Origin of the sequence: Ideonella sp. A 288, assembly GCF_002198735.1 — a bacterium.
Lineage (GTDB): Bacteria > Pseudomonadota > Gammaproteobacteria > Burkholderiales > Burkholderiaceae_C > Pseudaquabacterium.
In genome coordinates, this window is the sequence record NZ_MWLO01000084.1 from 11,978 (window position 1) to 37,302 (window position 25,325).

Genomic DNA, 25,325 nt, shown 5'->3' on the forward strand with positions numbered 1-25,325 from the left:
AGCACCGCATGAAGATCGCCTTCATCGGCCACGGCAACGTCGGCGCACCGCTCGCCGACCACCTGCAGCGCCTCGGCCATTCGGTCACCCTCGCCGCGCGAGACCCGGCGGCCGACTCGGTGCGCCAGTTGCTGGCACGCAACCCGGCGCTGCAGGCGGCGCCTCTGGAAGCCGCGGTGCGCGAGGCCGAGCTGGTGTTCCTCGCCACCCCCTACGCCGCCAACGCCAGCGTGATCCCGCCCTTGGCCCAGGCCCTGACCGGCAAGGTGCTGGTGGACTGCACCAATCCCGTGGGTCCTGGTCTGTCGCACGGGCTGGGCAGCCAGCAGTCGGGCGCGCAGGCGCTGCAGCAGCTGGCGCCGCAGGCCCGCGTGGTCAAGGCCTTCAGCATCTATGGATTCGAGAACTTCGAGGACAACCGCTTCCCCGCGGCCAACGTGCGCCCGGCGATGTTCTTCTGCGGCGACGACGCCGCCGCCATGCGGCAGGTGGGCACGCTGATCGACCAGCTCGGCTGGCAGCCACTGAACGTGGGCGGGCTGGAGCAGGCCTTGCACCTCGAGCACATGACGCTGCTGTGGATACGCCTGGTGCGCGTGCACGGCCATCCGCCTCACCTGGCCTGGGCCGCACTGCCCCGCTGAGCCACCGGCAGGCTGGCCCGCGCCTCCGCCCGGCGGATCAGCCAGGTGAACAGCAGCCCCGGCACCAGGAAGCCGATGGCCACCAGCGCGCCGTGGGCCAGGTGCGCCGCCGGCTCGGCCAGGCGCGCCACCACGAGCATCGGCGAGAACCACGGCGACATCTGGACGAACAGGCCCGCGAGCACCAGCACCGGCCACAGGCTGCTCACGCCGCGGCGGGCGTTGGCGCGCCAGGCGTACAGCACCAGCCCCGCGGCGAACACGCCTTCCAGCGCCCACGACGTGGTGCCCAGCAGCCCCCACAGCCCGAGCCCCAGGTGATCGTGCGCATGCGGGTACAGCGCCAGGTCATCGTTGTGCACCGGCCAGTCGGCCACCCAGTGCGAGGCCGCGGCCAGCAGGGCCACGGCCATCACGCGCCGGTCCTTCATGAACAGCGCGCCCCAGCACAGCGTGACGAGCACCGCCATCGCCAGCGAATGGTCCCAGTCGATGAAGGTGAGGTCGAAGAAGAGGTAGGGGCCGCTGTGCAGGTTGGGCGTCACCCGGTCGATGCCGGCCAGGATGAAGAGGCCGTTCAGGATGTCGAGCACGCCGACGCCCAGCATGATGGGCAGGGCGGGCACATCCGGGCGCCGCGCCTGCAGCGCCAGCCCGATGGCGAAATGGCCGACGTACATGGGGCGGGTCTCGTGGGTGGGCCGCTCAGACGCCCATCTCCTTGAACACCTCTTTCGCGCCGCGGAAGCTGTCGATCGCCGCCGGCATGCCGCAGTAGATGGCGGTCTGCAGGAAGACCTCCTGGATCTCGTCCTTGGTGACGCCGTTGCGCAGCGCGCCGCGCACGTGCAGCTTCAGCTCGTGCGGGCGGTTCAGCGCGGTGAGCATGGCCAGGTTGAGCAGGCTGCGGGTCTTGCGGTCGAGGCCGGGGCGGTTCCAGATGTCGCCCCAGGCGTACTGCGTGACCACCTCCTGCATCGGGCGGTTGAAGTCGTCGGCGTTCTGGATCGCGGCGTCCACGTACTCGGCGCCGAGCACCTCGCGGCGGGTGGCGAGACCGCGGTCGAAAAGATCCTGGTTCATGGGGTGGCCTCCTGGTGCCTTGTGGGGATGGGCCGGAGGTTACCCGGGCTGACCGGGTTCTGCCTGGCACCCGTGCCCGCCGGGCCATGTTCGGCCCGCTGGAACCCGTGCTTCCCGAATGGCGAATGGCCGCGGCGCGCCAGCGCTGGCATGCTCGGCGTCACGATGAGCACCCCCTCCCTCGACGAGCAACTGGCCCACTGGCGCAGCTGGCTGGGCCGCACCGAGCAGCGCCACGACCTGGTCGGCGCCGCCCCCCTGGCCGCGCTGGCCGCCACGCTGGACCGTGACGAGTCCGAGCCGCTGCCCGGCCAGGACGCGCCGCCGCTGGCGCATTGGCTGTACTTCCTGCCGCTGGCGCGGCAGAGCGAGATCGGGCCCGATGGCCACGCCCGGCGCGGCGGCTTCCTGCCGCCGGTGCCGCTGCCGCGCCGCATGTGGGCCGGCGGCCGGCTCGAGTTCCACCACCCGCTGCGCGTGGGCGACGAGATCACGCGGCTGTCGCGCATCAAGAGCATCGACGCCAAGGCCGGCCGAAGCGGCACGCTGGTGTTCGTCACGGTGCGGCACGAGGTGTCCAACGCCCAGGGCCTGGCGCTGAGTGAGGAGCACGACATCGTCTACCGCGACGCTCCCCAGCCTGGCGCCGTGGCCCCTACCCCGCAGCCCGCACCCGACGACGCCAGCTTCTCCCGCGAGATCGTGCCCGATCCGGTGCTGCTGTTCCGCTACTCGGCGCTCACCTTCAACGGCCACCGCATCCATTACGACCGCAGCTATGTGACCGAGGTCGAGGGCTACCCCGGCCTGATCGTGCACGGCCCGCTGATCGCCACGCTGCTGGCTGACCTGCTGCGCCGCGAGCGGCCCCAGGCCACGCTGCGGCGCTTCGCCTTCACGGCGGTGCGGCCGATCTTCGACATCCACCGCTTCACCGTGTGCGGCCGAGCCGAGGGTGCCCACGACCTGCGCCTGTGGGCGCGCGACCACGAGGGCTTCCTGGCCATGCGCGCCGAAGCTCGCGTCGATTGAACCCATGAGCGATCACTCTGCCCAGCGGTACACCGACATCCGCGACGGCGTGCGCGCGCTGTGCGCCGACTTCCCGCCCGAGTACCACCGCACGGTGGACGCCGCGCGCGGCTACCCCGAGGCCTTCGTCGACGCGCTCACCAAGGCCGGCTGGTTGGCCGCACTGATCCCGCAGGACTACGGCGGCTCGGGCCTGGGCCTGGCCGAGGCCAGCGTGATCATGGAAGAGATCAACCGCTCGGGCGGCAACGCCGGTGCCTGCCACGGCCAGATGTACAACATGGGCACGCTGCTGCGCCACGGCTCGGCCGAGCAGAAGCAGCGCTGGCTGCCGCCCATCGCCCGCGGCGAACTGCGGCTGCAGAGCATGGGCGTCACCGAGCCCACCACCGGCACCGACACCACGAAGATCAAGACCACCGCGGTGAAGAAGGACGGCCGCTACGTGGTCAACGGCCAGAAGGTGTGGATCTCGCGCATCCAGCACTCCGACCTGATGATCCTGCTGGCCCGCACCACGCCGCTGGCCGAGGTGACGAAGAAGAGCGAGGGCATGTCGATCTTCCTGGTCGACCTGCGCGACTCGATCGGCAAGGGCCTGGACGTGCGGCCCATCCCCAACATGGTCAACCACGAGACCAACGAGCTGTTCTTCGAGAACCTCGAGATCCCGGCCGAGAACCTGATCGGCCAGGAAGGGCAGGGCTTCAAGTACATCCTCGACGGGCTGAATGCCGAGCGCACGCTGATCGCCGCCGAATGCATCGGCGACGGCCGCTGGTTCATCGACCGCGTCAGCGCCTACGTCAAGGAGCGCGTCGTCTTCGGCCGGCCGATCGGCCAGAACCAGGGCGTGCAGTTCCCGATCGCCGAGGCGCACATCGAGGTCGAGGCCGCTGACCTGATGCGTTGGGAGGCCTGCCGCCTGTTCGACGCGCACGAGCCCTGCGGCGCGCAGGCCAACATGGCCAAGTACCTGGCGGCCAAGGCCAGCTGGGAGGCGGCCAATGCGGCCATCCAGTTCCACGGCGGCTTCGGCTTCGCCTGCGAATATGACGTGGAGCGCAAGTTCCGCGAGACACGGCTGTACCAGGTGGCGCCGATCTCGACCAACCTGATCCTCAGCTACGTGGCCGAGCACGTGCTCGGGCTGCCGCGGAGCTTTTGACATGCGACCGCTCGAAGGCATCACCGTCGTCACGCTCGAACACGCCATCGCGGCGCCGTTCTGCACCCGCCAGCTGGCCGACCTGGGCGCGCGGGTCATCAAGGTCGAGCGGCCGGGCGTGGGCGACTTCGCGCGCGCCTACGACACCCGCGTGGCCGGGCTGGCCTCGCACTTCGTCTGGACCAACCGCTCGAAGGAAAGCCTCACGCTCGACCTGAAGCACCCGGAGGCCGCCACCGTCCTGGGCAAACTGCTGGCCCAGGCCGACGTGCTGGTGCAGAACCTGGCGCCCGGCGCCGCCGCGCGCATGGGCCTGTCGCACGAGGCGCTGGCGCCCGCGCACCCGCGGCTGATCGTCTGCGACATCTCCGGCTACGGCGACGACCCCGAGCGGCCCGGACCCTACCGCGACAAGAAAGCGTACGACCTGCTGATCCAGAGCGAGGCCGGTTTCCTGTCGGTCACCGGCACGCCGGACGAGCCGTCGAAGGCCGGCTGCTCGATCGCCGACATCGCCGCCGGCATGCACGCCTACAGCGGCATCCTGGCCGCGCTGCTGCAGCGCGGGCGCACGGGGCAGGGCTGCCGGCTCGACGTGTCCATGCTCGAGAGCATGGTCGAGTGGATGAGCTACCCGATGTATTACGCGTACCAGGGCGCCAGCCCGCCGCCGCGCGCGGGGGCTGCCCACGCCACCATCTACCCCTACGGCCCGTTCCCGGCCGGCGACGGCAAGACGGTGATGCTGGGGCTGCAGAACGAGCGCGAGTGGCAGGTCTTCTGCGAGCAGGTGCTGGGCCAGCCGGCGCTGGCGAAGGACGAGCGCTTCTCGTCGAACGCCCGCCGCGTGGCCTCGCGCGAGGCGCTGCGCGCGATCCTCGTCGAGGCGTTCTCGGGATTCAGCGCCGAGCAGCTGGCGGCCCGGCTCGAAGCCGCGCAGATCGCCAACGCGCAGGTCAATGGCATGCCCGAGGTCTGGGCCCATGCGCAACTCGCCGCGCGCGAGCGCTGGACCACCGTGGGCTCGCCCGCCGGCCCGCTGCCCGCGCTGTGGCCCCCGGCGCTGCCGGCCGAGTTCGAGCCGCGCATGGATCCGATCCCGGCGCTGGGTGAGCACACCGACGCGCTGCTGGCCGAACTGGGCTACGCGCCCGAGGCCATCGCGGCGCTGCGCCAGGAAGGCGTGATCTGAACCCCCGGAAGGTGACCCCGATGACCGATGCCCATCCGAGCCGCGCGCTCGCCACCTTCGCCGCCACGCTGCAGCACGCCGACATCCCGGCGCCGGTGCTGCGCCGCACCGAAGACCTGTTCCTCGACTGGTTTGCCTCGGCGCTGGCCGGCAAGGGGGCGCGGCCGGTGGAAAGCCTGGCGCGCTTCTGGCAATCGCAGGGTCCCGCCGATGGGCCCAGCGAGGTGCTGATCCACCGCCGCGGCGCCAGCCCGCTGGTGGCTGCCGCGGTCAATGCCGCGGCCTCGCACTTCGCCGAGCAGGACGACGTGCACAACGGCTCGGTGTTCCACCCCGCGGCGGTGGTGTTTCCGCCGGCGCTGGCGGTGGCGCAGGCGCTGGGCAAGAGCGGGCGCGAGTTGCTGGTGGCGTCGATCGCCGGCTACGAGGTCGGCATCCGCGTCGGCGAGTTCCTGGGACGCTCGCATTACAGGATATTCCACACCACCGGCACCGCCGGCACCGTGGCCGCCGCGGCGGCGGTGGGCCGGCTGCTGGGCCTGTCGACCGAGGCCATGTTGCATGCCCTGGGCTCGGCCGGCACGCAGGCCGCGGGGCTGTGGGAGTTCTTGCGCGACGCGGCCGATTCCAAGCAACTGCACACTGCGCATGCCGCCGCGGCGGGGCTGGCGGCGGCCTATCTGGCGGCCGATGGCTTCACGGGTGCTGCGCACATCCTCGAAGGCCCGCAGGGCATGGCCGCCGGCATGTCCACCGACGCCGACCCGGCGCGGCTGGTGCACGGCCTGGGCACGCGCTGGGCCACCGCCGAGACCTCGTTCAAGTACCACGCCTCGTGCCGCCACACCCACCCGGCGGCCGACGCGCTGCTGCAGGTGATGCGCACGCACCGCCTCACCGATGGCGACGTGGCCAGTGTGACCACCTTCGTGCACCAGGGGGCCATCGACGTGCTGGGCCCGGTCACCGACCCGCAGACGGTGCACCAGGCCAAGTTCTCGATGGGCACGGTGTTGGCCATCGCGGCGCTGCATGGCCACGCCGGGCTGGCCGAGTTCGACGCCGACTTCCGCGCCGCCCGCGTGCAGGCCTTCCGCGACAAGGTGCGCATGGTGCTGGACGCCGAAGTGGACGGCGCCTACCCGGCGCGCTGGATCGGCAAGGTGGAGGTGCGCACCGCCGACGGCCGCGTCTTCACCGGCCGGGTCGACGAGCCCAAGGGCGACCCCGGCAACACGCTGTCGCGGCCCGAACTCGAGGCCAAGGCGCTGAGCCTGGCCGCCTACCGCGGCGGCGCCACCGAGGCCGAGATGCGGCAGGTGATCGCGCGGGTGTGGGCGATGGATGGCGACGTTCGCGTCGATCGGTGGTTGGGAACAGCGCCATGAGCGCCTGGCTGTTCGTCCCTGGCCACCGGCCCGACCGCTTCGACAAGGCGCTGGCCGCCGGCGCGCAGGCGGTGATCATCGACCTGGAAGACGCCGTCGCGCCGCCCGACAAGGTGGCGGCGCGCGAGTCCCTGTCGCGCTGGCTGGCCGGCACGTCGGCGCGCGTGGTGCTGCGGCTGAACAGCGCCGACAGCGAATGGTTCGCCGACGACCTGGCGCTGGTGGCGTCGCCCGCCGTGGCTGCGGTGATGCTGCCCAAGGCCGAGTCCGTCGACACGCTGGCGGTGGTGGCGGCTCAGCGCCCCGGCGTGGCGCTGGTGCCGCTGGTGGAATCGGCCGCCGGCTTCGCCAACCTGCGCGCCATCGCCGCCGCCCCGGGCGTGCAGCGGCTGGCCTTCGGCAGCATCGATTTCCAGGTCGACATGGGGATGCGCGACGCCACCGAGGACGAGCTGCTGCCCTTCCGCGCCGAGTTCGTGCTGGCCTCGCGGCTGGGGCGCATCGGCGCGCCGTTGGACGGTGTCACCGTGGCCATCGACGATGCCGCGCGCCTGCAGCACGACGTGCAGCGCGCGCGCCGGCTGGGTTTCGGCGGCAAGCTGTGCATCCACCCGAAGCAGGTGGCCGCGGTGCACGCCGGCTTCGCGCCCGGCGCCCACGAACTGGCCTGGGCCGAGCGCGTGCTGCAGGCGGCGGCGCAGGCCGCCGGCGCCGCCGTGGCCGTCGACGGCAAGATGGTCGACAAGCCGGTGATCCTTCGGGCCGAGGCCATCCTGCGCGACGCGGGCCGCTGAGCCTCCCCTTCCCCACACCACGAGCGAGACAAGCCCATGACCGATCGACGCACGCTGTGCCACGCTCTGCTGGCCACCGCCGCGCTGCTGGCCGCGCCGCTGGCCATGGCCCAGGCCTACCCCAGCCGCAGCATCACGCTGGTGGTGCCCTTTGCGGCTGGCGGCCCCACCGACGTGGTGGCGCGCTCGCTGGCGGTGGTGATGGGCAAGTCGCTGGGCCAGTCGGTGGTGGTGGAGAACAAGCTCGGCGCCGGCGGCACGCTGGCGGCCGGCGCGGTGGCCAAGGCCGTGCCCGACGGCTACACCTTCCTGATCCACCACAACGGCATGGCCACCGCGCCGGGCCTGTACCGCAAGCTGCCCTACAACCCGCTCAACGACTTCGAGTACGTGGGCCAGGTGATCGACGTGCCGATGACGCTGCTGGGCCGCAAGGACCTGCCGGCGCAGACGCCGCAGGAACTGTTCGCCTGGGTCAAGGCCAACGCCGCCAAGGCCACGCTGGCGCATGCCGGGCTGGGCGCGGTGTCGCAGTTGTGCGGCATGCTGTTCCAGCAGGCGATGGGGGTGGAGCTCACCACCATTCCCTACCAGGGCACGGCGCCGGCGCTGAACGCGCTGCTCGGTGGCCAGGTCGACGTGTTGTGCGACCAGACCACGCAGACGCTGCAGCACATCAAGGCCGGCAGCGTGAAGCTTTACGGCGTGACCACGCGCGAGCGCATCAGGTCACTGCCCGACACGCCCACGCTCGAAGAGTCGGGCCTGAAGGGCTTCGAGGTGAAGGTCTGGCACGGCATCTACGCGCCCAAGGGCACGCCGGTGGCGGTGGTCGAGCGCTTCGGCACCGCGTTGCGCGCCGCGATGAAGGATCCGGCCATCGTCGCGCGCATGGGCGAACTCGGTGCCGAGATCGTGCCCGAGGCCAAGCAGACCACCGAGGGCCTGCGCACCTGGCTCAAGCCCGAGATCGACAAATGGGGCGCGCTGATTCGCGCGGCGGGCAGCTACGCGGATTGAGGCGCGCTGGCCGGCCCGCCATTCGGTGATCGACCCTGGCCTGCTTGGCGTCGCCCGCGGCGTCGTGCCAGTGCAGTGACCGCGGCCAGTGCCAGGCCCGCCCATCCGACCGATGCCAGCGTGCCGGGCTCGGGGACGGCGGTGGGGGTGACGATCAGGCCGTCCAGGGACAGGCCGCGTCCGAGGTCCAGTGGTCGCCCGATGCCGCTGAACCCGAGCACATCCCCCAGCAGGCTGACCGCCTCGTTGACGCCGTTGACCGTCGTGCCCCTGTTGACCGCGGTGCCGGGCAGGCTGTTCAGGTAGTCGGGCACCAGGGCGCCGGAGATCAGGCTCACCGTCAGCTCGGCCATCGACAGCGCATTGCCCTGGCCGTCGTCGCCGGCGGGGGTGTCCAGCACGTTGAACTGCACCCGCAGGATGTCGTCCGCGATGGCCGGGTTGAGCCCCAACTCCTTGAAGGCCATGACGTAGTCGAAGCCTTCATTGGCGATGCCGTCGACGGTGGTCACCGCCTGAAGATCCGTGATCTTGAAGCGCAGGGACTTGTCGGTGCTCTCGAGCGTGGTCAGCGTGAATGCCGGCCCCAGCGCATAGCACAGGTCGACGGCCGCGTAGCCGTTGAGCTCATTGCACCATCCCACGACCTCGACGGTGGACGCCTGACCGGGCAGGGCGAAGTCGGTGAGCCGGAGGGCCCATCCAGAGGCAGCGGCCCAGCTGGTGGCCAGCATCATGGCGCCTGCACAGGCGGTCTTGGCGAAGTTCATGGGGGGCCTCCCGGCGATCGATGCGGAAGTCTGCGGGGCAGCCGGCCCGGCCGCATTGCGCGCAGTCAATGCGCCGGAGCGTGCGGCCGGCACCGCCATGCCGGCGCGCCCGGCCGTGCCGCGCTGGCGCCGGCAGGTGGGGCCAGAACGCGTCGCGCGTCAGCGCAGCACCGTGAACGTCACCCTCTTCGACGCGGTGCGGCCACCATTGTCGGTGACGTAGAGCGTGGCCGAGGTCTTGCCGGTCTTCGAGAAGGTCTTGACGAACACCGCCTGCGTGGCGAGGGTGTTGCCGCTCGAGTCGGTCCAGCGATAGCGCGCGATGGTGCCGTCGGGGTCGTAGGAGCCCGACCCATTGAGGGTGCAGACCCTGCGGGCCACGCAACTCGCCGTGGCCACTGCCACCGGTGCCAGGTTGGTCGGTGCAGGCGTCGTGCCGGGGATCACGTAGCCCGACAGCGTGCCGCGGGTGCGGTCGAAGGCCATCGACCCGAGCGCCGCCTGGTCCACCATGAAGGCCACCGCGCCGACGCCGCACAAGCCCTTGTGCGAGAAGCTCACCACGCCGGACGCGTTGGTGCTGCCGCTGACCGGGCTGTTGGTCCAGTAGTCGTCGAGGAAGCGGCCGCTGACCAGCACATTGGCCATCGGGACGCCGGCCTCGTTGGTGATGGTCACCGTGGCCGAGCTCTGGTTGTACGACCGCGTGCCCTGGTAGCAGTCGCCGTCGCGGGTGCCGCCCACCTTCACGAACTGCCCGGTCATCGCCAGCGAACTGGACACCAGGCAGTTGGCGGTGCAGGCGGTGACCGGCGTCATCTTCACCAGCCGGAAGCTGCGGCCGATCATCACCTGGGCCAGGATCTGGCCCGAGGCGTTCATTGCGCCGCTGCCACCGACGATGGCACCGGGGTAGGCCGGCGACAACAACTGCACGAGCGGCTGGCCGACACCCGCAGGCCCGGCGGCCACCATGCCACTGCTGCCGACGGTGAAGGTCACGTCCTGCGCGGCATTGATCGAGCCCATGCCGTAGCCCGACAAGCGGCCGGTGCCGAAGCTGGACAGTTGCTGCCAGGTGCCGCCCTGGGACAGCCGGAACGGGTAGACTAGGTTCTCGGTGCTGATGGACACCAGGAAGTGCGCCTGATCGCCCGCGTCGTTGATGGCGCTGCCGTTGGAGCCCGCGCCCACGTAGCCCGCCGGCGGGGCCGGCAGGGCCACCACGCTGCCCGGGTCGCCCAGTTGGTACCAGTGGTTCCAGCTGACCACCTTGCCGCCGGGGCTCATGGCGGCCGGGCGCTCGTTGGGATAGCCGAGTTGCGCGAGGTTGACCATGCCGGTGGCCTGCGACCACATGAAGGGCACGGTGAGCGTCGGGAAGGCCCCGCCCAGCGTGGACCATCCGACCATCCGTCCCTGGTCGTCCAGGCCGGTGACGTCGGCGCTCGAGGTGCCTGGGAAGACACCGAGGTTCTGCGCCGTGTAGCCGCTGCCGTTGGGCGTCCACAGCACCACGCGGGTCGAGCTGCCGATCAGCCCGGCTTCGCCGCCGATCAGGCCCTGGTTGTTGATGTGCAGCGGATACAGGCTGCTGCTGGTGTACCCGGCCAGCAGTGGCAGCACGGTGCGGACGCCGTTGCGCCAGACGGCGATGTCTTCCGGGGGCAGGCAGAACGGCCCGCAGCCGTTGTCGGTGTACGACTTGCCGACCACGTCGCCCGCGTCGTTGAGCCCGTAGCCGGATGCGGCGGTGGACACGAAATCGAGGGCGTAGCGCGTCGCCACCTGGCTGGCCGCCTGGGCGGTGGCCGTCAGGTTCACGGCCAGGGCCCTCGCCGTGGGTCCGCCCGAGGCCGCGGTCATGGTGATGGAGTCGGTGCCGGTGGCCGGTGTGTCGGCGGCAACGTTGCTGCCACCTCCGCCGCAGCCGGCGACGCCGGCGGCCAGAACGATCAGCGCGAGTTCGCGTGTGGACATGGTGGTTTCCTTCGAGGTCAGTAGGATGATGAATCGGGTTGGGCTGTGTGCGCAATCGCATCGGGTCGGCCGGCTGTGACATCCGCCGATCTGCTTGGGCGGTCGGCGCGAGGCCCGGATCGCCGGGATACCCGGCACCTTGGGATCATGGTGTGCCTGTACAAGGTGTTGCGATTGCTGTGGCTCAATGCTGAGGGTGATATTCCGCGGTATCGACGCCAGCCGCCGCTCGTCCCGTGCCGGTTGCGGACACACCTGCACGGCGCGTACATCTACTGAGCCGCGCGAGTGCTCGCACGAATGGCCCGCGGTGGCGCCACCGACAGAATGCGAGGCGGCTGAACTGCAGCCGAATGCAACTGGAGTCCACATGAGTATCCTGGCCCGTCTGTGCGCCACCGCACTGAGCCTGACCCTGGTCGTCGCCGCGCCCCTGGCGCAGGCGCACCGCGACAAATCCGGGCCGAGCCTGTCGTCCGGCTACGACCTGCCCGCCGCGGGCATCCTGCTCGAAGGCATCGGCTACGACAAGCAGCGCGAGACCTTTTACGTCAGCGGCGTCAACGATGGTGGCCGCATCTACCGTGGCCGCATCCACGAGAAGACCGTCGAGGCCTGGTTGCCCGGCGGCGTCGACGGCCGCACCACCGCCCGCGGCATCGATGTCGACGACCACGGCCGCCTGTTCGTGGCCGGCGGTCCCAGCGGCCGGCTGTGGGTGATCTCGTCCGAGGGCGCCACGCTGGCCGCGCTGGAGACCGCGCCCGGCACCTTCCTGAACGACGTGGCGGTGGCCGAGGACGGCTCGGCCTACTTCACCGACAGCAACCAGGCCCGCATCTGGCGCGTCGCCCGCGGCCCGGGCAAGACCTGGACGGCCACGCTCTGGCTGGATGCGTCGGCCACCATCCCGGTGGTGCTGCCGGGCTTCAACCTCGGCGGCATCGTGGCCACGCCCAACGGCCGCCACCTGCTGGTCTCGCAAGGCACCACCGGGCGCCTGTGGCGCATCGACCTGGCCACCAAGGCCATCACCGCCGTGGACCTGGGCGGCGCGTCGATCGTCAACGCCGACGGCATCGTGCTGCGCGGCCACACGCTGTGGGTGGTGCAGAACTTCTCGCGCCAGATCACCGAGCTGAAGCTCGACGGCCAGTGGGACAGCGCCAAGGTGGTGTCGGTGACGCCGACCCCGGCCAACCGCACCTTCACCACCGCCAAGATCGCCAAGGGCCGGCTGCTGATCGTCGACAGCCAGTTCGGCTTCGCGCCGCCGTTCCCCGCGGAAGACCGGGTGGTGGTGACCGAGCTGCCTTGACGGCAGGCGCCGGTGGCTGAGCGGGCGCGCTCGACGGGCCCCTCAGCCCCGCCGGGCCGCTTCGATGGCGGCGATGTCGATCTTTGTCATCTGCATCATCGCTTCGAAGGCGCGCCTGGCCGCCGCCCGATCGGGATCGGCGATCGCGGCCATCAGGACGCGTGGCGTGATCTGCCACGACAGGCCCCATTTGTCCCTGCACCACCCGCACGCGCTCGCCTGCCCGCCGTGGTCGATGAGGGCGTTCCACAACCGATCGGTCTCGGCCTGGTCGTCGGTCAACACCTGGAACGAGAAGGCCTCGCTGTGCTTGAAGGCCGGGCCACCGTTCAGTCCCAGGCACGGGATGCCCATCACGGTGAACTCCACGGTCAGCACATCGCCCTGCCGGCCAGACGGGTAGTCGGCCGGCGCGCGATGGACCGCGCCCACTGCACTGTCCGCGAAGGTCTCGGCATAGAACTGCGCGGCGTCCAGGGCCGTGCCGTCGTACCAGAGGCAGATGGTGTTCTTGCTGGGCATCGTGGTTCTCCAGGTGAGGGCGGGCACCGGGGCATCCAGGGTCGGCTCGGGCGCTGAACGCGGCGCCGCGCGAAGCGCGTTCTCGTGGGTCCGGCGAGGGGCCGAACTTGCCGCGCCGCGCAGCGAAGTCTGGCGGACTTGCAGGCCCTTGTCGATCCCGCGTCGGCCGATGCACCGAGCCTGTGACCGCTGGGCCTACGCCTGCCCGGTGGCCCTTGCATCCGCCACCAGCAGGTCCACCAGATCCCTCGCGAACGACGGCAGCGCATCGAGCTTGCGCACGCAGATGCACATCGCGCGCACGGCCCAGGGGTCGCGCAGCGGCACGATGCGGATGGCCATGGTCTGGGCGTGGCGGCGCGCGGCGGATTCGGGCAGCACGCCCACGCCCACGGCCGCTTCGATCATGCGGCAGGCGGCCTCGAAGTTGCCCACCTGGATGCGCAGCCGCAGCGGCTTGTGCAGCGTGTCGCACACCTGGCGCAGAAAGGCGTGGATGGCGCTGGTCTCGTGCAGGCCGATGTGGTCGAGTTCGAGCGACTGCTCGAAGTCGATCGACCCGGCCTCGGCCAGCGCATGGCCCTGCGGCAGCACCAGCACCAGGCGGTCCTGCCGGTAGGGCAGCACCTCGAGGTTCTCGGTGCGCACGTGGCCGGCGACGATGCCGATGTCGGTCTGGCCCTCGGTCACCGCGCGCACGATGTCGTGGCTCAGGCGCTCGCGCAGGTCGATGTTGACGTCCGGGTGGCTCAGCAGGTAGGCCCGCAGCACCGGCGGCAAAAACTCGCCCAGCGCGGTGGTGTTGGCGAAGACGCGCAGGTGGCCCTTGATGCCCTTGGCGTACTCCTGCAGGTCGCCGCTGAGGTGCTCGATCTGGCCCAGGATCTGCCGCGCGTGGTGCACGAAGGCCTGGCCCGGTGGTGTGAGCGTGACGCCCTGGCTGGTGCGGTACAGCAGCTTGGCGCCGACGCTCTCCTCGAGGTTCTTGATGCGCGTGCTGGCCGCCGGCAGCGACAGGTGCGAGGCCTCGGCCCCGCGGGTGAGGTTGTTGGCCTCGGCCACGCGCACCAGCAGGCGCAGGTCGACGAGATCGAAGTGGACGGACACGGCAATCACCAGGGCGGGCAGGGGAGCAGATTGTCCCCCCAGGCCTGCCTTCGGACCGCGACGTTCAGACCGCCGGCAGCACCGTCGCCGCGCACTCGCCCAGGCCGATGCGACGGGCGCCGTCGCGCTGGGCGAAGGCGCGCAGGATCACCGTGTCGCCGTCGCGCAGGAAGGTGCGGGTGTCGCCGCCCGGCAGCGTGATCGGCTGCTTGCCGCCCTGGGTGAGCTCCAGCAGCGAGCCGGCCTGCTCGGGCAGAGGGCCCGACAGCGTGCCCGAGCCCAGCAGGTCGCCCGGCTGCAGGTTGCAGCCGTTCACCGTGTGGTGGGCCACCAGCTGCGCGGCCGTCCAGTAGGCGGCCTCCACGCTGCGGCCGCTGCTCAGGCGGACCGGGCCCTCGCCGCGCTCGCGCTGCGCGGCGGTGTGCAGCCACACCTCGAGCGTCAGGTCGATGGCGCCGGCCCTGCGGTTGGCCTCGCCGTCCAGGTAGGGCAGCGGCGCCGGGTCGCCGTCCGGCCGCGTGAAGGGCGCGCGGAAGGGTGCCAGCGCGTCCATCGTCACGATCCACGGCGACACCGTGGTGGCGAAGCTCTTGGCCAGGAAGGGGCCCAGCGGCTGGTATTCCCAGGCCTGCACGTCGCGCGCCGACCAGTCGTTGAGCAGCGTGACGCCGAAGAGGTGGTCCTCGGCCTCGTCGATCGGCACCGGCCGGCCGCGCTCGTTGCCCAGGCCGACGAACAGGCCCAGCTCCAGCTCGTAGTCCAGCCGCTGGCAGGGGCCGAACTGCGGCGTGCCGTCGGGCCCGGCGGTCTGGCCCTTGGGCCGGCGGAAGCTCTCGCCGCTGACGCCGATCGACGAGCCGCGGCCGTGGTAGCCGATGGGCACCCACTTGTAGTTGGGCAGCAGCGGGTTGTCGGGGCGGAACAGCTTGCCCACGGTGGTGGCGTGGTGGATGCCGGTGTAGAAATCGGTGTAGTCGTCGATGCGGCAGGGCACCGCCATCTCCAGCGACGCCATCGGCCGCACGCAGCCGGCCAGCCGCGCCTGCGAGGGGCTGCCTTCGGCCAGTGCGGCCGACAGCGCGGCGCGCAGGCGGCGCCGCGCCGCGGGGCGCTGGGCCATGAAGCTGTTGAGGTCGCCTGCGGCCAGGGGCTTGAGCAGCGCCACGATGTCGGCCGACCAGCCACCGCTGGCGGCGGCGCGCTGCAGGTCGAGCGCCTGGTCGCCGATGGCCACGCCGATGCGCCAGGGTTCCTCGCTGTCGGCCGCGCGCAGGCGGCCGAAGGGCAGGTTCTGGATCGGGAAGTCGGTGCCTTCGGCGTTGGCCGAGGGCACCCAGCTGCGCAGCGCAGGGTCGTGGGTGGCGTCGAGGCGGGTGTGGGGCGTGGTCATGGCGTGAAACGGTCCTCCAGGGCTTGCCAGCAATCGGCATAACGGGTATCCAGCGCGCCTTCGGCCATCGCGAAGGCCGTGGGCACGAAGCGCCAGCGGCTCTCGAACATGAAGGCCAGCGTGTGGTCGAGCTTGTGCGGTGCCAGCGGCGCACTTGACGCGCGCTCGAAGGCCTCGGCATCGGGGCCGTGCGGCACCATCGCGTTGTGCAGGCTGGCGCCACCGGGCTTGAAGCCCTCGGGCTTGGCGTCGTACTGGCCGTGCACCAGGCCCATGAACTCGCTCATCAGGTTGCGGTGGTACCAGGGCGGCCGGAAGGTGTCCTCGGCCACCAGCCAGCGCGGCGGGAAGATGACGAAGTCGCAGTTGGCCGTGCCCGGCGTGTCGCTGGGCGAGGTGAGCACGGTGAAGATGCTCGGGTCGGGGTGGTCGAAGCTGATCGAGCCGATGACCATGAAGTGCGCGGTGTCGTACATCACCGGCGCCAGGTTGCCGTGCCAGGCCACCACGTTGAAGGGCGTGCCGGGCTGCGTGGCGCGCCACAGGCGGCCGCCGAACTTGCGGATCATCTCGAACGGGCCCGGCGTGGGGTCGAAGGCGGCCACCGGCGCGAGGAAGTCGCGCGGGTTGGCCAGGCCGTTGCTGCCGATCGGGCCCAGCTCGGGCAGGCGGAACGGCGCACCGTAGTTTTCGGCCACGTAGCCGCGCGAGGGGCCGTCGGGCAGCTCGACGCGGAAGGCCAGGCCGCGCGGCATCACGGCAACCTGGCCGGGCGCCACCGCCAGCACGCCCAGTTCGGTGGTGACGAGCAGGCGGCCCTGCTGCGGCACCAGCAGCATCTCACCGTCGGCGTTGACCAGCGCGCGGCGGCCCATCGAGCGATTGGCGGTGTAGACCAGCACGCCGACGCCCGACTGCGCGTCGGCATCGCCGTTGGCGCACACGGTGCGCAGGCCGTCGACGAAATCGAGCGGTGCGTCGGGGATGGCGAACGGGTGCCAGCGCAAGGGGTCGGGCGGCACGGCCACGCCGCCGGCAGCGCCGGTGGTCCACAGCGGCTGCGGGTAGGGCGCATGGGCGCCGGTGACCACCGAGGGCTGGCGCCGGTACATCCAGGTGCGGCGGTTGTCGTGCCGCGGCGCGGTGAAGGCGCTGCCCGAGATCAGCTCGGCATACAGCCCATGCGCCGCGCGCTGCGGGCTGTTGCGGCCCTGCGGCAGCGCGCCGGGCACGGCCTCGGTGGCGAACTGGTTGCCGAAGCCGCTCTGGTAGCGCAGCGTGTCGGTCATGGCGGTGTCCTCCAACGGGGCCGGCGCAGGGTGAGATGGCGCAGTGTGCGCCCTTCCTTCACTGGCCTTCGAGTGTCTTCCACATCTCCACGTCGCGCTCGGCCGTCCAGATGCGGGGGTCGGGGTGCTGGGTGGCCTCGTCGTAGCAGCGCGTCACGTCGAAGGGCATGCAGTGGTGGAAGATGACCCAGTGGCCGTACTTCGGCGTCAGGGCGGCCATCGTCGACTTGTACACCGCGTTCAGGTCCTGCCCCGCGGCCACGCCGGCCTTCACGTGGGTCCACACGTCGGTGATGAAGTGGCGCGTGCCGTCCAGGCCGGCCTTCACCTGCTCGGGCGTGGTCAGCGCGGCGCCGCGGCCGGGCACCAGGGCCACGGGCTTCAGCGCGGCGATGTTGTCCAGCGTCTTCGGCCAGTCCTGGAAGTAGGCGTCGCCGGCGTAGGGCGTGGCGTCGAACTCGACCAAGTCGCCCGAGAACAGGATGCGCTGCTCGGGCAGCCAGGCCACCGTGTCGCCCTTGGTGTGGCCGCGGCCCAGCTGGATCAGCTGCACCTCGAGCGAGCCCAGCCAGATCGACATCTTCTTCTCGAAGGTGATGGTTGGCCAGGTCATGCCGGGTGGCACCGATTCCACCGCCTGGAACAGGCGCGGGAAGCGGCCGATCTCGCTGGCCTTGTCCTGCTCGCCGCGCTCAACGATCAGGTCGTAGGTGTCGCGGCTGGCGATGATGTGCTGCGGGGCGTAGCCCGTGGCGCCGAGCACCCGCACGGCGTGGTAGTGGCTGAGTACCACGTACTTGATCGGCTTGTCGGTGACGGTGCGGATGTGGCGGATCACGTCCTGGGCCATCACCGGGGTGGCCTGGGTGTCGATGACCATCACCGCGTCGTCGCCGATGATGATGCCGGTGTTGGGGTCGCCTTCCGCGGTGTAGGCATAGGCGTTGTCGGACAGCTTGGTGAAGCTGACCTTCTTCACCTCGAGATCGGCCTGGGAGGCGAACGCCTTGGGGTTGCTCATGCGAGGGCTCCTTGGGGATGAGGGTGGGGTAACTCGCGAGCCCGCGAGGCGAGGGCTCGGAAACAATCCTGGGGTGGCGGAGACGCCGTCCGGCGGGTTCTCTGCCGCCCAGCCGAAGTATCCGCTTGTAGTTCGCCTTTGTCAAAACCGTTTGGATTAGGCAAACTATGAGCCATTCCCCAGTTCACCTTCTCCCAGGAGCCCGCCGATGCGCAGAGACGACCACGAACCCGAAGACAGGGCCCAGCGCTCGGTGCAGTCGGTCGAGGTGGGCGGGCGATTGCTGATGGCGCTGGCCGCCCACCCGGCGCCGATGACCCTGAAGGACCTGGCCGCCGCGGCCGACCTGCCGCCCTCGCGGGCGCACCCTTACCTGGTGAGCTTCGGCCGCCTGCGCCTGATCGAGCAGGACGCGGTCAATGGGCGCTATGCCCTTGGGCCGGCCGCGCTGCAGCTGGGGCTGGCCTGCCTGAAGCAGCTCGACGTGCTGAAGGCTGCCAACCCGGTGGCCGACACGCTGGCCACCGGCACCGGCCACGCGGTGGCGCTGGCGGTGTGGGGCAACTTCGGCCCCACCGTGGTGCGCATGATGGACGCCCGCCAGCCGCTGCACGTGGCCATGCGCGTGGGCACCGTGATGTCGCTGCTGGGCACAGCAACCGGTCGCGCCTTTGCGGCGGTGCTGCCCCCGGCGCAACTGGCCGAGGCGCTGCCCGGCGCGCTGGGCGACGAGCCCGACGGGCGCTCAGCCGCGGTCAAGGCTGCGGCGCTGCGCGACGCCGAGGCCGAATACCGCAGCCACGGCGTCAACCGCGCCGTCGGCCGGCCCATCCCCGGCATCAACGCCTTCAGCGCACCGGCCTTCGACCACGACGGCCATGCGGTGCTCGTGGTCACCGTGCTCGACCACCACGAGCGCCTGTCGTCCGATTGGGAATCGCCCTCGGTCACGGCGGTGCGCCAGGCGGCCACCGAGATCTCGGCGCGCCTGGGCTGGAACGGTCCGGCGGCCTGAGCGGTCGACGTTGCCCGGGCCGCCGCGGCAGCCCGGGCACCCGTGCTGCGCTACGACGCCGCCGGCGCGCCCTTGGGCCGGGCCAGGGCCAGCGCCTCGGTCAGCGCCGCGCGGTCGCCGATGTGGTTGGCCAGGATCAGCACCAGCTTGCTGTTCATCAGTTCGGCCTGCTCGTCGCTGAGGCCGCGCTGGCTGCCGATCAGCTCTTCGTAGAACCCGTCGGGGTCGGGCAGGTTGGGGGTGCGGGTCAGGGGCATGGGGGTCTCCATCGGGCGCGCGGCCATCAGGCGGCCAGGCAGCGGCGCAGCGCAGCCTCGATCTTGGCGGGTTCGAACGCGCGCCAACGTGCGGCCACGTGCTGGTCGGGGCGGATCAGGTAGGTGGTGCCGGGCTGGGCGTCGTAGCGTTGCGCCAGCGTGCCGGTGCCGTCGTCGTCGAGGTCGGTGCCCACGCACAGCAGCTTGGCCGACACGCCCCCGGCGGTCACGGCGGCCGGCCCCGGCGGCGGGCCGAAGTGCAGCACGGTGAAGCCGTCGCCCAGCTGCTTCAGCAGCCAGCCCGGGCGGCCCTGCACCTTCACTGGCGCGTCGGCGCAGTTGGTGCCGGGCACCATGCGGCCGGCAAAGGGCGATTCGTCGGGCGTGTTCAGCGACGAGTGCAGGTAGGGCGTGGGCGTGGACAGCCGACCGCTGTTCACCAGGGGCCGTGCGAACGCCTCGGTCTCGGCCAGCTCGAGCACGGCGTCGCGGTAGCGCAGGCTGGCCTTGCTCTTGGGCGTGATGAAGTCGGTGGACCGAGTGCTGTTGAGCAGGTTGTCGTCGGCGGCGTACGCTCGTTCTTCGTGGTAGGTGTCGATCAGCGATTCGGGTGCGGCGCCGTCGAGCACGAGCTTGAGCTTCCAGGCCAGGTTGTCGATGTCCTGCACGCCGGTGTTGGCGCCGCGGGCGCCGAACGGCGACACCTGGTGCGCCGCGTCGCCGGCGAACAGCACGCGGCCATGTCGGAACTGGTCGATGCGGCGGCAGGCGAACTGGTACACCGACACCCATTCGAGGTCGAACTCCACCTTCGGGCCCAGCATGGCCTGGATGCGCGGGATCACGTTCTCGGGCTTGCGTTCTTCCACCGGGTCGGCGCCCCAGCCCAGCTGGAAGTCGATGCGCCAGATGTTGTCGCTCTGCTTGTGCAGCAGCACCGACTGGCCGCGGTGGAATGGCGGGTCGAACCAGAACCAGCGCTCGGTGGGAAAGTCGGCGTGCATCACCACGTCGGCGATCAGGAAGCGGTCCTGGAAGAACTGGCCAGTGAAATCGGCGCCCACCATCCGCCGCGTGTCGCTGTTGGCGCCGTCGCAGGCGATGACCCAGGTGGCCTCCATGCGGAACAGGCCATCGGGCGTCTCCACCGTTAGCGTGGCGTGGCTGGTGTCCTGCTGCAGGCTCAGCAGCCGGTGCTTCCAGCGCAGGTCGACCAGCGGGTGGCGCTCGCAGGCGGCCACCAGCATCTCTTCGAGGTGGTACTGCTGCAGGTTGATCATCGCCGGCATCTGGTGGCGCGGCTCGGGCAGCAGGTCGAAGCGGTAGATCGGGTCGTCCTTGAAGAACACCCGGCCCACCTGCCAGCTGACGCCGCGCTCGACCATCGGCGCGGCCAGGCCCAGGCGGTCCCAGATCTCGAGCGGGCGCTTGGCGTAGCACACCGCGCGCGAGCCGATGCTCACCGTGTCGTTGTCGTCCAGCACCACGCAGGCGATGCCGCGGGCGGCGCAGTCCAGCGCGGCGGTCAGGCCGATGGGGCCGGCGCCGACGATGACCACCGGGTGCCGGAGCACCGTGCCGGCGCGCTGTTCGTCGCTCTGCCGGTAGTCGTAGCGGGGGTAGGTGTAGGTCTTCTGCATGGGGCCCTCAGCCGAGTTCCTTCTCGTGCATCCAGTGTGCATGCTTTGGCGCGCGCCGGGTGCGCGACCACTCGTCGAGCATCTCCCATTTCACGGCGTCCAGCCGCTGGTACATGTCGGGCGTGCCGACGTCGGCCGCCAGTTCGAGCCGGTGGCCGTTGGGGTCGAAGAAGTAGATCGACTTGAAGATGGTGTGGTCGGTGACGCCCACCACCGGGATGCCGGCGGCCTCGAGCCGGGCCTTGGTGGCCTCGAGTTCCTGCACGCTGCCCACCTTGAAGGCGATGTGCTGCACCCAGTCGGGGGTGTTCTCGTCGCGGCCCATGGCCGGCGAGTTGGGCAGTTCGAAGAAGGCCAGGATGTTGCCGCCGCCGGCGTCCATGAACAGGTGCATGTACGGATCGGGCGCGTGGGTGGACGGCACCTGGTCCTCAGCGATGGCCAGCACGAAGTCCATGCCCAGGTGCTCGCGGTACCAGCCGACCGTTTCCTTGGCGTCCTTGCAACGGTACGCGACGTGATGGATGCGTTCGATCTTCATGCTTGTCTCCTTGAGGTCTCAATGATAACCAACGTGACCAAAAAAGGTCAATCTGCGGTGTCATGGGGCCCGGGCCGGCATGAAAAAAGGGGCCCGAGGGCCCCTTGCGCGGCTCGTCGGCCGTTTGGTTACTGGCAGACGCCGTTGAACTCGCGGTAGCGCAGCACCACGGCGTCGAACGGGTAGTAGCTGTGGCCGGCCACCCAGATCTCGCCAGTGGGGCCCACCTTCACGTGCGACGCATAGCCGTTGATCTCGCGGCGGGCGAACTGCTGCACGCCGTTGGCGTCGTAGCGCAGCGTGATGAACTGCGAGTTCGACCAGTGCTGCCCGGTCTCGGAGCCGCCGACGACCACCGTGTTGCCCAGCGGGTCGACGTCCAGGCCGCGCGGCTGGTCGATCCAGGTGTTGGCGTACCGCGCCGACCACAGCCGCACGCCGTTGGGCGCATAGCGGGCGGTGTGGATGTCGCCGTCCACCGTGCTGAGCACCGTGATGTTGCCGTCCTCGCCCACGCGCATGGCGGTCGGCACGTCCTGGGTGCCGCCGTTGACGTGGCCGAAGTTGCTCAGCAGGTTGCCGTTGGGGTCGAAGGTGAGCAGCGTGGTGCCGGTGGGCGCCGCGGGCGTGCCGCGGGTGGCCAGCACCACGAGGTTGCCGTCGGGCTTGAGTTCGAGGCCGAGGCCCTGTTCGTAGTAGCCCGAATCGTAGACCCGGCTCCACAGTCGGTTGCCGGCGGCATTGAACTTGGCCAGCACCACGTCGGGGTAGGCGTTGCGGTTGGAGCCGTCGATGCCGTAGCCGGCGGCGTAGACGTTGCCGGCCGCGTCGATGCGGATGTCGCGGATCCAGTTGCCGAAGTAGGTCTGGAACTGCTGGCGCCACAGCAGGGCACCCTGAGGCGAGTACTTCTCGACGGCGTTGGCCGCGCGAAGGTAGAGGTTGCCGGCGGCGTCGGTGCGCAGGCCGATGCTCCAGTCCCAGAAGGGCGACACCGACGCGCCCAGCGTCAGCACGGACTCGTTGCCGGCCGGGTCGTACTTGACGATGGCGCCGAAGTGGTACGACTGGGCCAGGGCGATGTAGGCGTTGCCGTTGGCGTCGACGGTGACCGTGCTGGAGGGCGTATCGAGCGCGCCGTTGGGCGGGCTGAAGTGGCGCAGCCATTTCAGCCGGCCGTAGCTGTCGTACTTGGCGGTGAAGTACTTGCGCAGCCCGGTGCCGGTGGCGCTGACACCCGCCCAGCCGGTGACGATGACGTTGCTGTCGCGGTCGACGGCCATGCCCCCGATGACCTCGGTGCCGGCGTTGGCGTCGTAGCGCTTGTCGATCTCGGTGACCACCGTGCCCGCCTGCGCCACCGTGGCTGACCAGCCGATCGCGGCCGCCGTCAGGACGCGCAGCACATGCTTTATTGATTTCATCGAAGCTCCTCCATTTGAAACGTGGTCGACGCCAGGGATCGGCGCCGAGCGGCGACCCTATTCGATTGCGCCCAGCCCGGTGGCATTGGTGTGGCGGGCGACTCGGGTATGTGGCCGCGATGAGTCGTGGCGCGGTGCACGAGGCGCGTGCGCGTCAGAGGGAAGCCGGGGCGCCGCTGTCGAGGTCTTGATCTGCAGCAACATCCAAAGAACGCGCTCGTGGTGCGGCGGTCTTGTGGCCGTGGCGGTGACGAATCGTTTCCGGGCGAGGGGCCTCCGATGCCGCTCAAGTCGGCCCGCCCGCGGCCGATATGCCGTGCATCGAAAGGACCTTTTCATGACCCTCGTCGGGCCCGCGCGCCGTTCCTTCACCGTCGCAGCGGTGCTGCTTGCCTGCATGGGCGGCGGCTGTGGCGGCGGCCAGGTCGCCTCGGTCTGGCCCGACCCCGCCACGGCCATGGCCTCTGACCGGCTGGCGACGCCGGCCTCGGGCCGCGCCCGGGCGCTGGGTGTCGCGCAGACCGTGGCCGATCCTGCCGCCGACCAGTTGTTCAACTGGGCCGAGCGGCAGTTTCCAGCCCACTTCCCTGGCCATGCCTCCAACCTGACCGAGGGGCCGTGGGTCTACCGGTCCTACCTGGCCACCGGCGTCATGGTCGGCATCCACGCCGGCGAGGTGTACGTCACCGGCGGTGCCTTCGGCGCGGGCCTGTCGAAGGTCGGTCGGGTGACCGATTTCGTGCAGCCCGCGTTGCCGGTGTTCCCGACCTCGTACGAAAACAAGCACTCGATCGCGTTCGATGCCACGCAAGTGCCCACGGTGCGGGCGCTGGGCATCCCGAAGCGCTTCGACGACGAGCAGGATTCCAACGAGCGCTCCATCGCCTTCGCCGACTTCTTCCAGGAGGGCCGCATCTCGGCCTTCGTGGCCTCGGGCCGCGCCACCAACCGCTATGGCCTGCCCGACGTGCCCGACGTGCCGGGCGTGGCCTATTTCCTGGCCCAGGACGCCGACGGCCGATGGGTCGACCGCAGCGGCGAACTGCTGCCGACGGCGGCCGACCGCGTGGCCTGCACCTCGGCCTCTTACTCGCTGGTGGCCGACTTCAATGGCGACGCCAGGCCCGATGTCTACATCGCCTGCACCGGCGTCGACGCGCTGGTCCCGGGCCTGACCCCGGCGCAGATGCATGACAGCCAGGTGTCCGAGCAGGTGTTGTTCCTCAGCCAGGCCGATGGCCGCTATCGGCGCGTGGCGGTGCCGCAGCGCATCTACGGCCACCAGGCCACCGCGGCCGACCTCGACGGCGACGGCCACATCGACCTCGTCACCACCGACGCTTACAACCCGAACGACGCACTGCCCTTCGTGCTGCGCGGCCGCGGCGACGGCACCTTCACCCGCGACGACACGGTCATCACCTCCGCCGTGTGGAACAAGACCAGCCGCAGCGGTGGCCTGTGGAACGTCTTCGCCATCCCGGTGGACGGCCCCCAGGGGCGGCGCCTGGGCCTGGTGCTGGCGGGGGGCGACCAGACGGTCTGGTACCCCGGCAATGGCGCGGGCGGCTTCGACCTGTCGGCCGGCGTGGTGTTCGGCATGCCCCGCTCGGTGGCCAAGCAGAAGCCCTACCAGATGCCGCTGGATGTGTTCCGCGACCCGGCCAACGGGCGCTTCTACTTCCATTCGACCGCCGGCGACACGCTGGGCGAGGAGTGGGCGGTGCTGCAGTTCGACGCCGGCGGCGTGTCCACGGGCATCCTGGACGTCTGGGGCAACCCGACCGCCACGATGCAGGCCTATTCGGCGCAGTTCAAGGCCACCCGCGACGGCCACCTGGTGGCCTACACCGGTGGCTGCTGGCCGACGGCCATGGGCGCCTGCCTGATGCGCGTGACGCGCTGACGGAACCTGGCTGCGGCGGGGGCAGGGCGCGCGCCCAGGCCATTCACGCGGTGCCTCGGCGAGGTCGGTGACATGCCGCTTGCGCCGCAGTTCGGGCCATAGGCGCGGCAGGAACTCAAGATCACGCCGCCGGCTGCGACACGGTGATCGGCATGGACTTGCGCATGTTCTCCGGCATCACCCTGAACCGACATCCGCTGCCCTTGTCTCGCCGCCTCGAAGCTGCCGGTCGGACACCCCCACAGTCACCTGCAGGAGGCCCAGCAGCGGCGGGCACACATCGGCGGGCAGCACTCACGCCTCAAGACTTGCGCGAAGACGCTACCGCGCGTGCCAGAACGCGGCCGCGAAGTGGCAGCCACTGCCGGCCACCAGCCACGCCAGGCCCGACGCCGAGACGCGTTCGACCAGCGGCACCACGGCGATCAGCACCAGCCAACCCATCGCGACATACAGCCTGGTCGATGCGATCGGGTGGCGCAGCCGGTTGGAGAGCTTGGCCGCGAAGCCGAACGCCGCGATCGCCCACACCAGGCCGAACAGCGTCCAGCCCCAGCCGTCGTTGAGCACGCCGAGCGCGAACGGCGCATGGCTGCCGGCGACGAAGACGAAGATCGCGGCGTGGTCGAGGCGGTGGAACCAGGCCTTGGCGCGGCCGGCGGGCAGGGCGTGGTAGAGCGTCGACACCAGGTGCAGCAGGATCATGGTGCTGCAGAACAGGCTCGCGGCGACCACGTCGATCGCGCTGCCCAGGCGGTACGACTGTTGCACCAAGGTGGCAGCGAGGCGATGGCCAGCACGCAGGCCAGGCCGTCGCTCGCGGC

24 protein-coding genes are annotated in these 25,325 nt (G+C 70.7%); 10 read left to right on the plus strand and 14 right to left on the minus strand.

The genetic code is table 11. The features are described 5' to 3' along the window. The first annotated feature begins 8 nt into the window (after positions 1-8). Positions 9-644, plus strand: coding sequence for an NADPH-dependent F420 reductase (locus EOINJALH_RS07120; RefSeq protein ID WP_088279655.1), 636 nt, complete (start codon positions 9-11; stop codon positions 642-644). On the opposite strand, the gene EOINJALH_RS07125 is transcribed toward EOINJALH_RS07120, so the two are convergent. Then, positions 614-1,324 carry a hypothetical protein gene (locus EOINJALH_RS07125; RefSeq protein ID WP_088279656.1) on the minus strand — a complete coding sequence of 237 codons (711 nt, stop codon included), beginning with the start codon at positions 1,322-1,324 and terminating at the stop codon, positions 614-616. The genes EOINJALH_RS07120 and EOINJALH_RS07125 overlap by 31 nt on opposite strands. Before the next feature lie 25 nt (positions 1,325-1,349). Next, positions 1,350-1,727 carry a 4-carboxymuconolactone decarboxylase gene (pcaC, locus tag EOINJALH_RS07130; protein ID WP_088279657.1) on the minus strand — a complete coding sequence of 126 codons (378 nt, stop codon included), beginning with the start codon at positions 1,725-1,727 and terminating at the stop codon, positions 1,350-1,352. A 165-nt stretch (positions 1,728-1,892) separates the two neighbouring features. Between pcaC and EOINJALH_RS07135 the strand changes: the two genes are divergently transcribed. The 6 genes from EOINJALH_RS07135 to EOINJALH_RS07160 are packed head-to-tail and all read left to right on the plus strand — an operon-like array spanning position 1,893 to position 8,321. Continuing rightward, the gene (locus tag EOINJALH_RS07135) at positions 1,893-2,759 is read left to right on the plus strand and encodes a MaoC family dehydratase N-terminal domain-containing protein (RefSeq protein ID WP_088279679.1); all 867 of its coding nucleotides are present in this window, start codon (positions 1,893-1,895) and stop codon (positions 2,757-2,759) included. Positions 2,760-2,763: 4 nt separating this feature from the next. Further along, positions 2,764-3,927 carry an acyl-CoA dehydrogenase family protein gene (locus tag EOINJALH_RS07140; RefSeq protein WP_088279658.1) on the plus strand — a complete coding sequence of 388 codons (1,164 nt, stop codon included), beginning with the start codon at positions 2,764-2,766 and terminating at the stop codon, positions 3,925-3,927. A gap of 1 nt (position 3,928) precedes the next feature. Further along, complete coding sequence (locus tag EOINJALH_RS07145; RefSeq protein WP_088279659.1) at positions 3,929-5,119, plus strand: CaiB/BaiF CoA-transferase family protein; 1,191 nt, start codon at positions 3,929-3,931, stop codon at positions 5,117-5,119. 20 nt (positions 5,120-5,139) lie between these two features. Next, on the plus strand, positions 5,140-6,507 hold the full coding sequence (locus tag EOINJALH_RS07150; RefSeq protein ID WP_088279660.1) for an MmgE/PrpD family protein: 1,368 nt from the start codon (positions 5,140-5,142) through the stop codon (positions 6,505-6,507). Continuing rightward, on the plus strand, positions 6,504-7,301 hold the full coding sequence (locus EOINJALH_RS07155) for a CoA ester lyase (protein WP_088279661.1): 798 nt from the start codon (positions 6,504-6,506) through the stop codon (positions 7,299-7,301). The genes EOINJALH_RS07150 and EOINJALH_RS07155 overlap by 4 nt, the downstream gene beginning before the upstream one ends. Before the next feature lie 36 nt (positions 7,302-7,337). Then, entirely contained in the window at positions 7,338-8,321 is a 984-nt protein-coding gene (locus tag EOINJALH_RS07160; protein ID WP_088279662.1) for a tripartite tricarboxylate transporter substrate-binding protein, read from the plus strand. On the opposite strand, the gene EOINJALH_RS07165 is transcribed toward EOINJALH_RS07160, so the two are convergent. Both EOINJALH_RS07165 and EOINJALH_RS07170 read right to left on the minus strand, forming a co-directional pair. Further along, positions 8,309-9,091, minus strand: coding sequence for a hypothetical protein (locus EOINJALH_RS07165; RefSeq protein WP_088279663.1), 783 nt, complete (start codon positions 9,089-9,091; stop codon positions 8,309-8,311). The genes EOINJALH_RS07160 and EOINJALH_RS07165 overlap by 13 nt on opposite strands. Positions 9,092-9,250: 159 nt before the next feature. Next, complete coding sequence (locus EOINJALH_RS07170) at positions 9,251-11,071, minus strand: PKD domain-containing protein (RefSeq protein ID WP_088279664.1); 1,821 nt, start codon at positions 11,069-11,071, stop codon at positions 9,251-9,253. Between the two features lie 370 nt (positions 11,072-11,441). On the opposite strand from EOINJALH_RS07170, the gene EOINJALH_RS07175 reads away from it, so the two are divergent. Continuing rightward, the gene (locus tag EOINJALH_RS07175) at positions 11,442-12,389 is read left to right on the plus strand and encodes an SMP-30/gluconolactonase/LRE family protein (protein WP_088279665.1); all 948 of its coding nucleotides are present in this window, start codon (positions 11,442-11,444) and stop codon (positions 12,387-12,389) included. A 42-nt stretch (positions 12,390-12,431) separates the two neighbouring features. Here EOINJALH_RS07175 and EOINJALH_RS07180 read toward each other — a convergent pair whose 3' ends face one another. The 5 genes from EOINJALH_RS07180 to EOINJALH_RS07200 form a co-directional block, all read right to left on the minus strand. Continuing rightward, a complete protein-coding gene (locus EOINJALH_RS07180; protein ID WP_088279666.1) occupies positions 12,432-12,911 on the minus strand; it encodes a VOC family protein in 480 nt (159 codons plus the stop codon). Between the two features lie 195 nt (positions 12,912-13,106). Further along, positions 13,107-14,018: a LysR substrate-binding domain-containing protein gene (locus EOINJALH_RS07185; RefSeq protein ID WP_088279667.1), complete on the minus strand. Its 912-nt coding sequence runs from the start codon at positions 14,016-14,018 to the stop codon at positions 13,107-13,109. A 64-nt stretch (positions 14,019-14,082) separates the two neighbouring features. Next, complete coding sequence (fahA, locus tag EOINJALH_RS07190; protein WP_088279668.1) at positions 14,083-15,408, minus strand: fumarylacetoacetase; 1,326 nt, start codon at positions 15,406-15,408, stop codon at positions 14,083-14,085. After that, positions 15,405-16,697 carry a homogentisate 1,2-dioxygenase gene (gene hmgA / locus EOINJALH_RS07195; protein WP_088279669.1) on the minus strand — a complete coding sequence of 431 codons (1,293 nt, stop codon included), beginning with the start codon at positions 16,695-16,697 and terminating at the stop codon, positions 15,405-15,407. Before hmgA ends, fahA begins: the two co-directional genes overlap by 4 nt. Before the next feature lie 58 nt (positions 16,698-16,755). Further along, entirely contained in the window at positions 16,756-17,718 is a 963-nt protein-coding gene (locus EOINJALH_RS07200) for an MBL fold metallo-hydrolase (protein WP_088279670.1), read from the minus strand. A 208-nt stretch (positions 17,719-17,926) separates the two neighbouring features. On the opposite strand from EOINJALH_RS07200, the gene EOINJALH_RS07205 reads away from it, so the two are divergent. After that, entirely contained in the window at positions 17,927-18,733 is an 807-nt protein-coding gene (locus EOINJALH_RS07205) for an IclR family transcriptional regulator (protein WP_088279671.1), read from the plus strand. A gap of 50 nt (positions 18,734-18,783) precedes the next feature. Here EOINJALH_RS07205 and EOINJALH_RS07210 read toward each other — a convergent pair whose 3' ends face one another. The 4 genes from EOINJALH_RS07210 to EOINJALH_RS07225 all read right to left on the minus strand — a co-directional run bounded on the left by EOINJALH_RS07210 (position 18,784) and on the right by EOINJALH_RS07225 (position 22,595). Next, the gene (locus EOINJALH_RS07210; RefSeq protein ID WP_088279680.1) at positions 18,784-18,990 is read right to left on the minus strand and encodes a DUF2783 domain-containing protein; all 207 of its coding nucleotides are present in this window, start codon (positions 18,988-18,990) and stop codon (positions 18,784-18,786) included. 26 nt (positions 18,991-19,016) lie between these two features. Continuing rightward, complete coding sequence (locus EOINJALH_RS07215; protein WP_088279672.1) at positions 19,017-20,630, minus strand: FAD-dependent oxidoreductase; 1,614 nt, start codon at positions 20,628-20,630, stop codon at positions 19,017-19,019. 7 nt (positions 20,631-20,637) lie between these two features. Then, positions 20,638-21,171 (minus strand): VOC family protein, encoded by a 534-nt coding sequence (locus EOINJALH_RS07220; protein WP_088279673.1) that lies wholly within the window; start codon positions 21,169-21,171, stop codon positions 20,638-20,640. A gap of 128 nt (positions 21,172-21,299) precedes the next feature. Beyond that, positions 21,300-22,595: a hypothetical protein gene (locus EOINJALH_RS07225; protein WP_144289902.1), complete on the minus strand. Its 1,296-nt coding sequence runs from the start codon at positions 22,593-22,595 to the stop codon at positions 21,300-21,302. Positions 22,596-22,932: 337 nt separating this feature from the next. Here EOINJALH_RS07225 and EOINJALH_RS07230 point away from each other — a divergent pair, with 337 nt between their 5' ends. Continuing rightward, positions 22,933-24,501: a VCBS repeat-containing protein gene (locus EOINJALH_RS07230; protein WP_088279675.1), complete on the plus strand. Its 1,569-nt coding sequence runs from the start codon at positions 22,933-22,935 to the stop codon at positions 24,499-24,501. A 321-nt stretch (positions 24,502-24,822) separates the two neighbouring features. On the opposite strand, the gene EOINJALH_RS07235 is transcribed toward EOINJALH_RS07230, so the two are convergent. Continuing rightward, positions 24,823-25,272: a hemolysin III family protein gene (locus EOINJALH_RS07235; protein WP_234413701.1), complete on the minus strand. Its 450-nt coding sequence runs from the start codon at positions 25,270-25,272 to the stop codon at positions 24,823-24,825. Between the last annotated feature and the right edge of the window lie 53 nt (positions 25,273-25,325).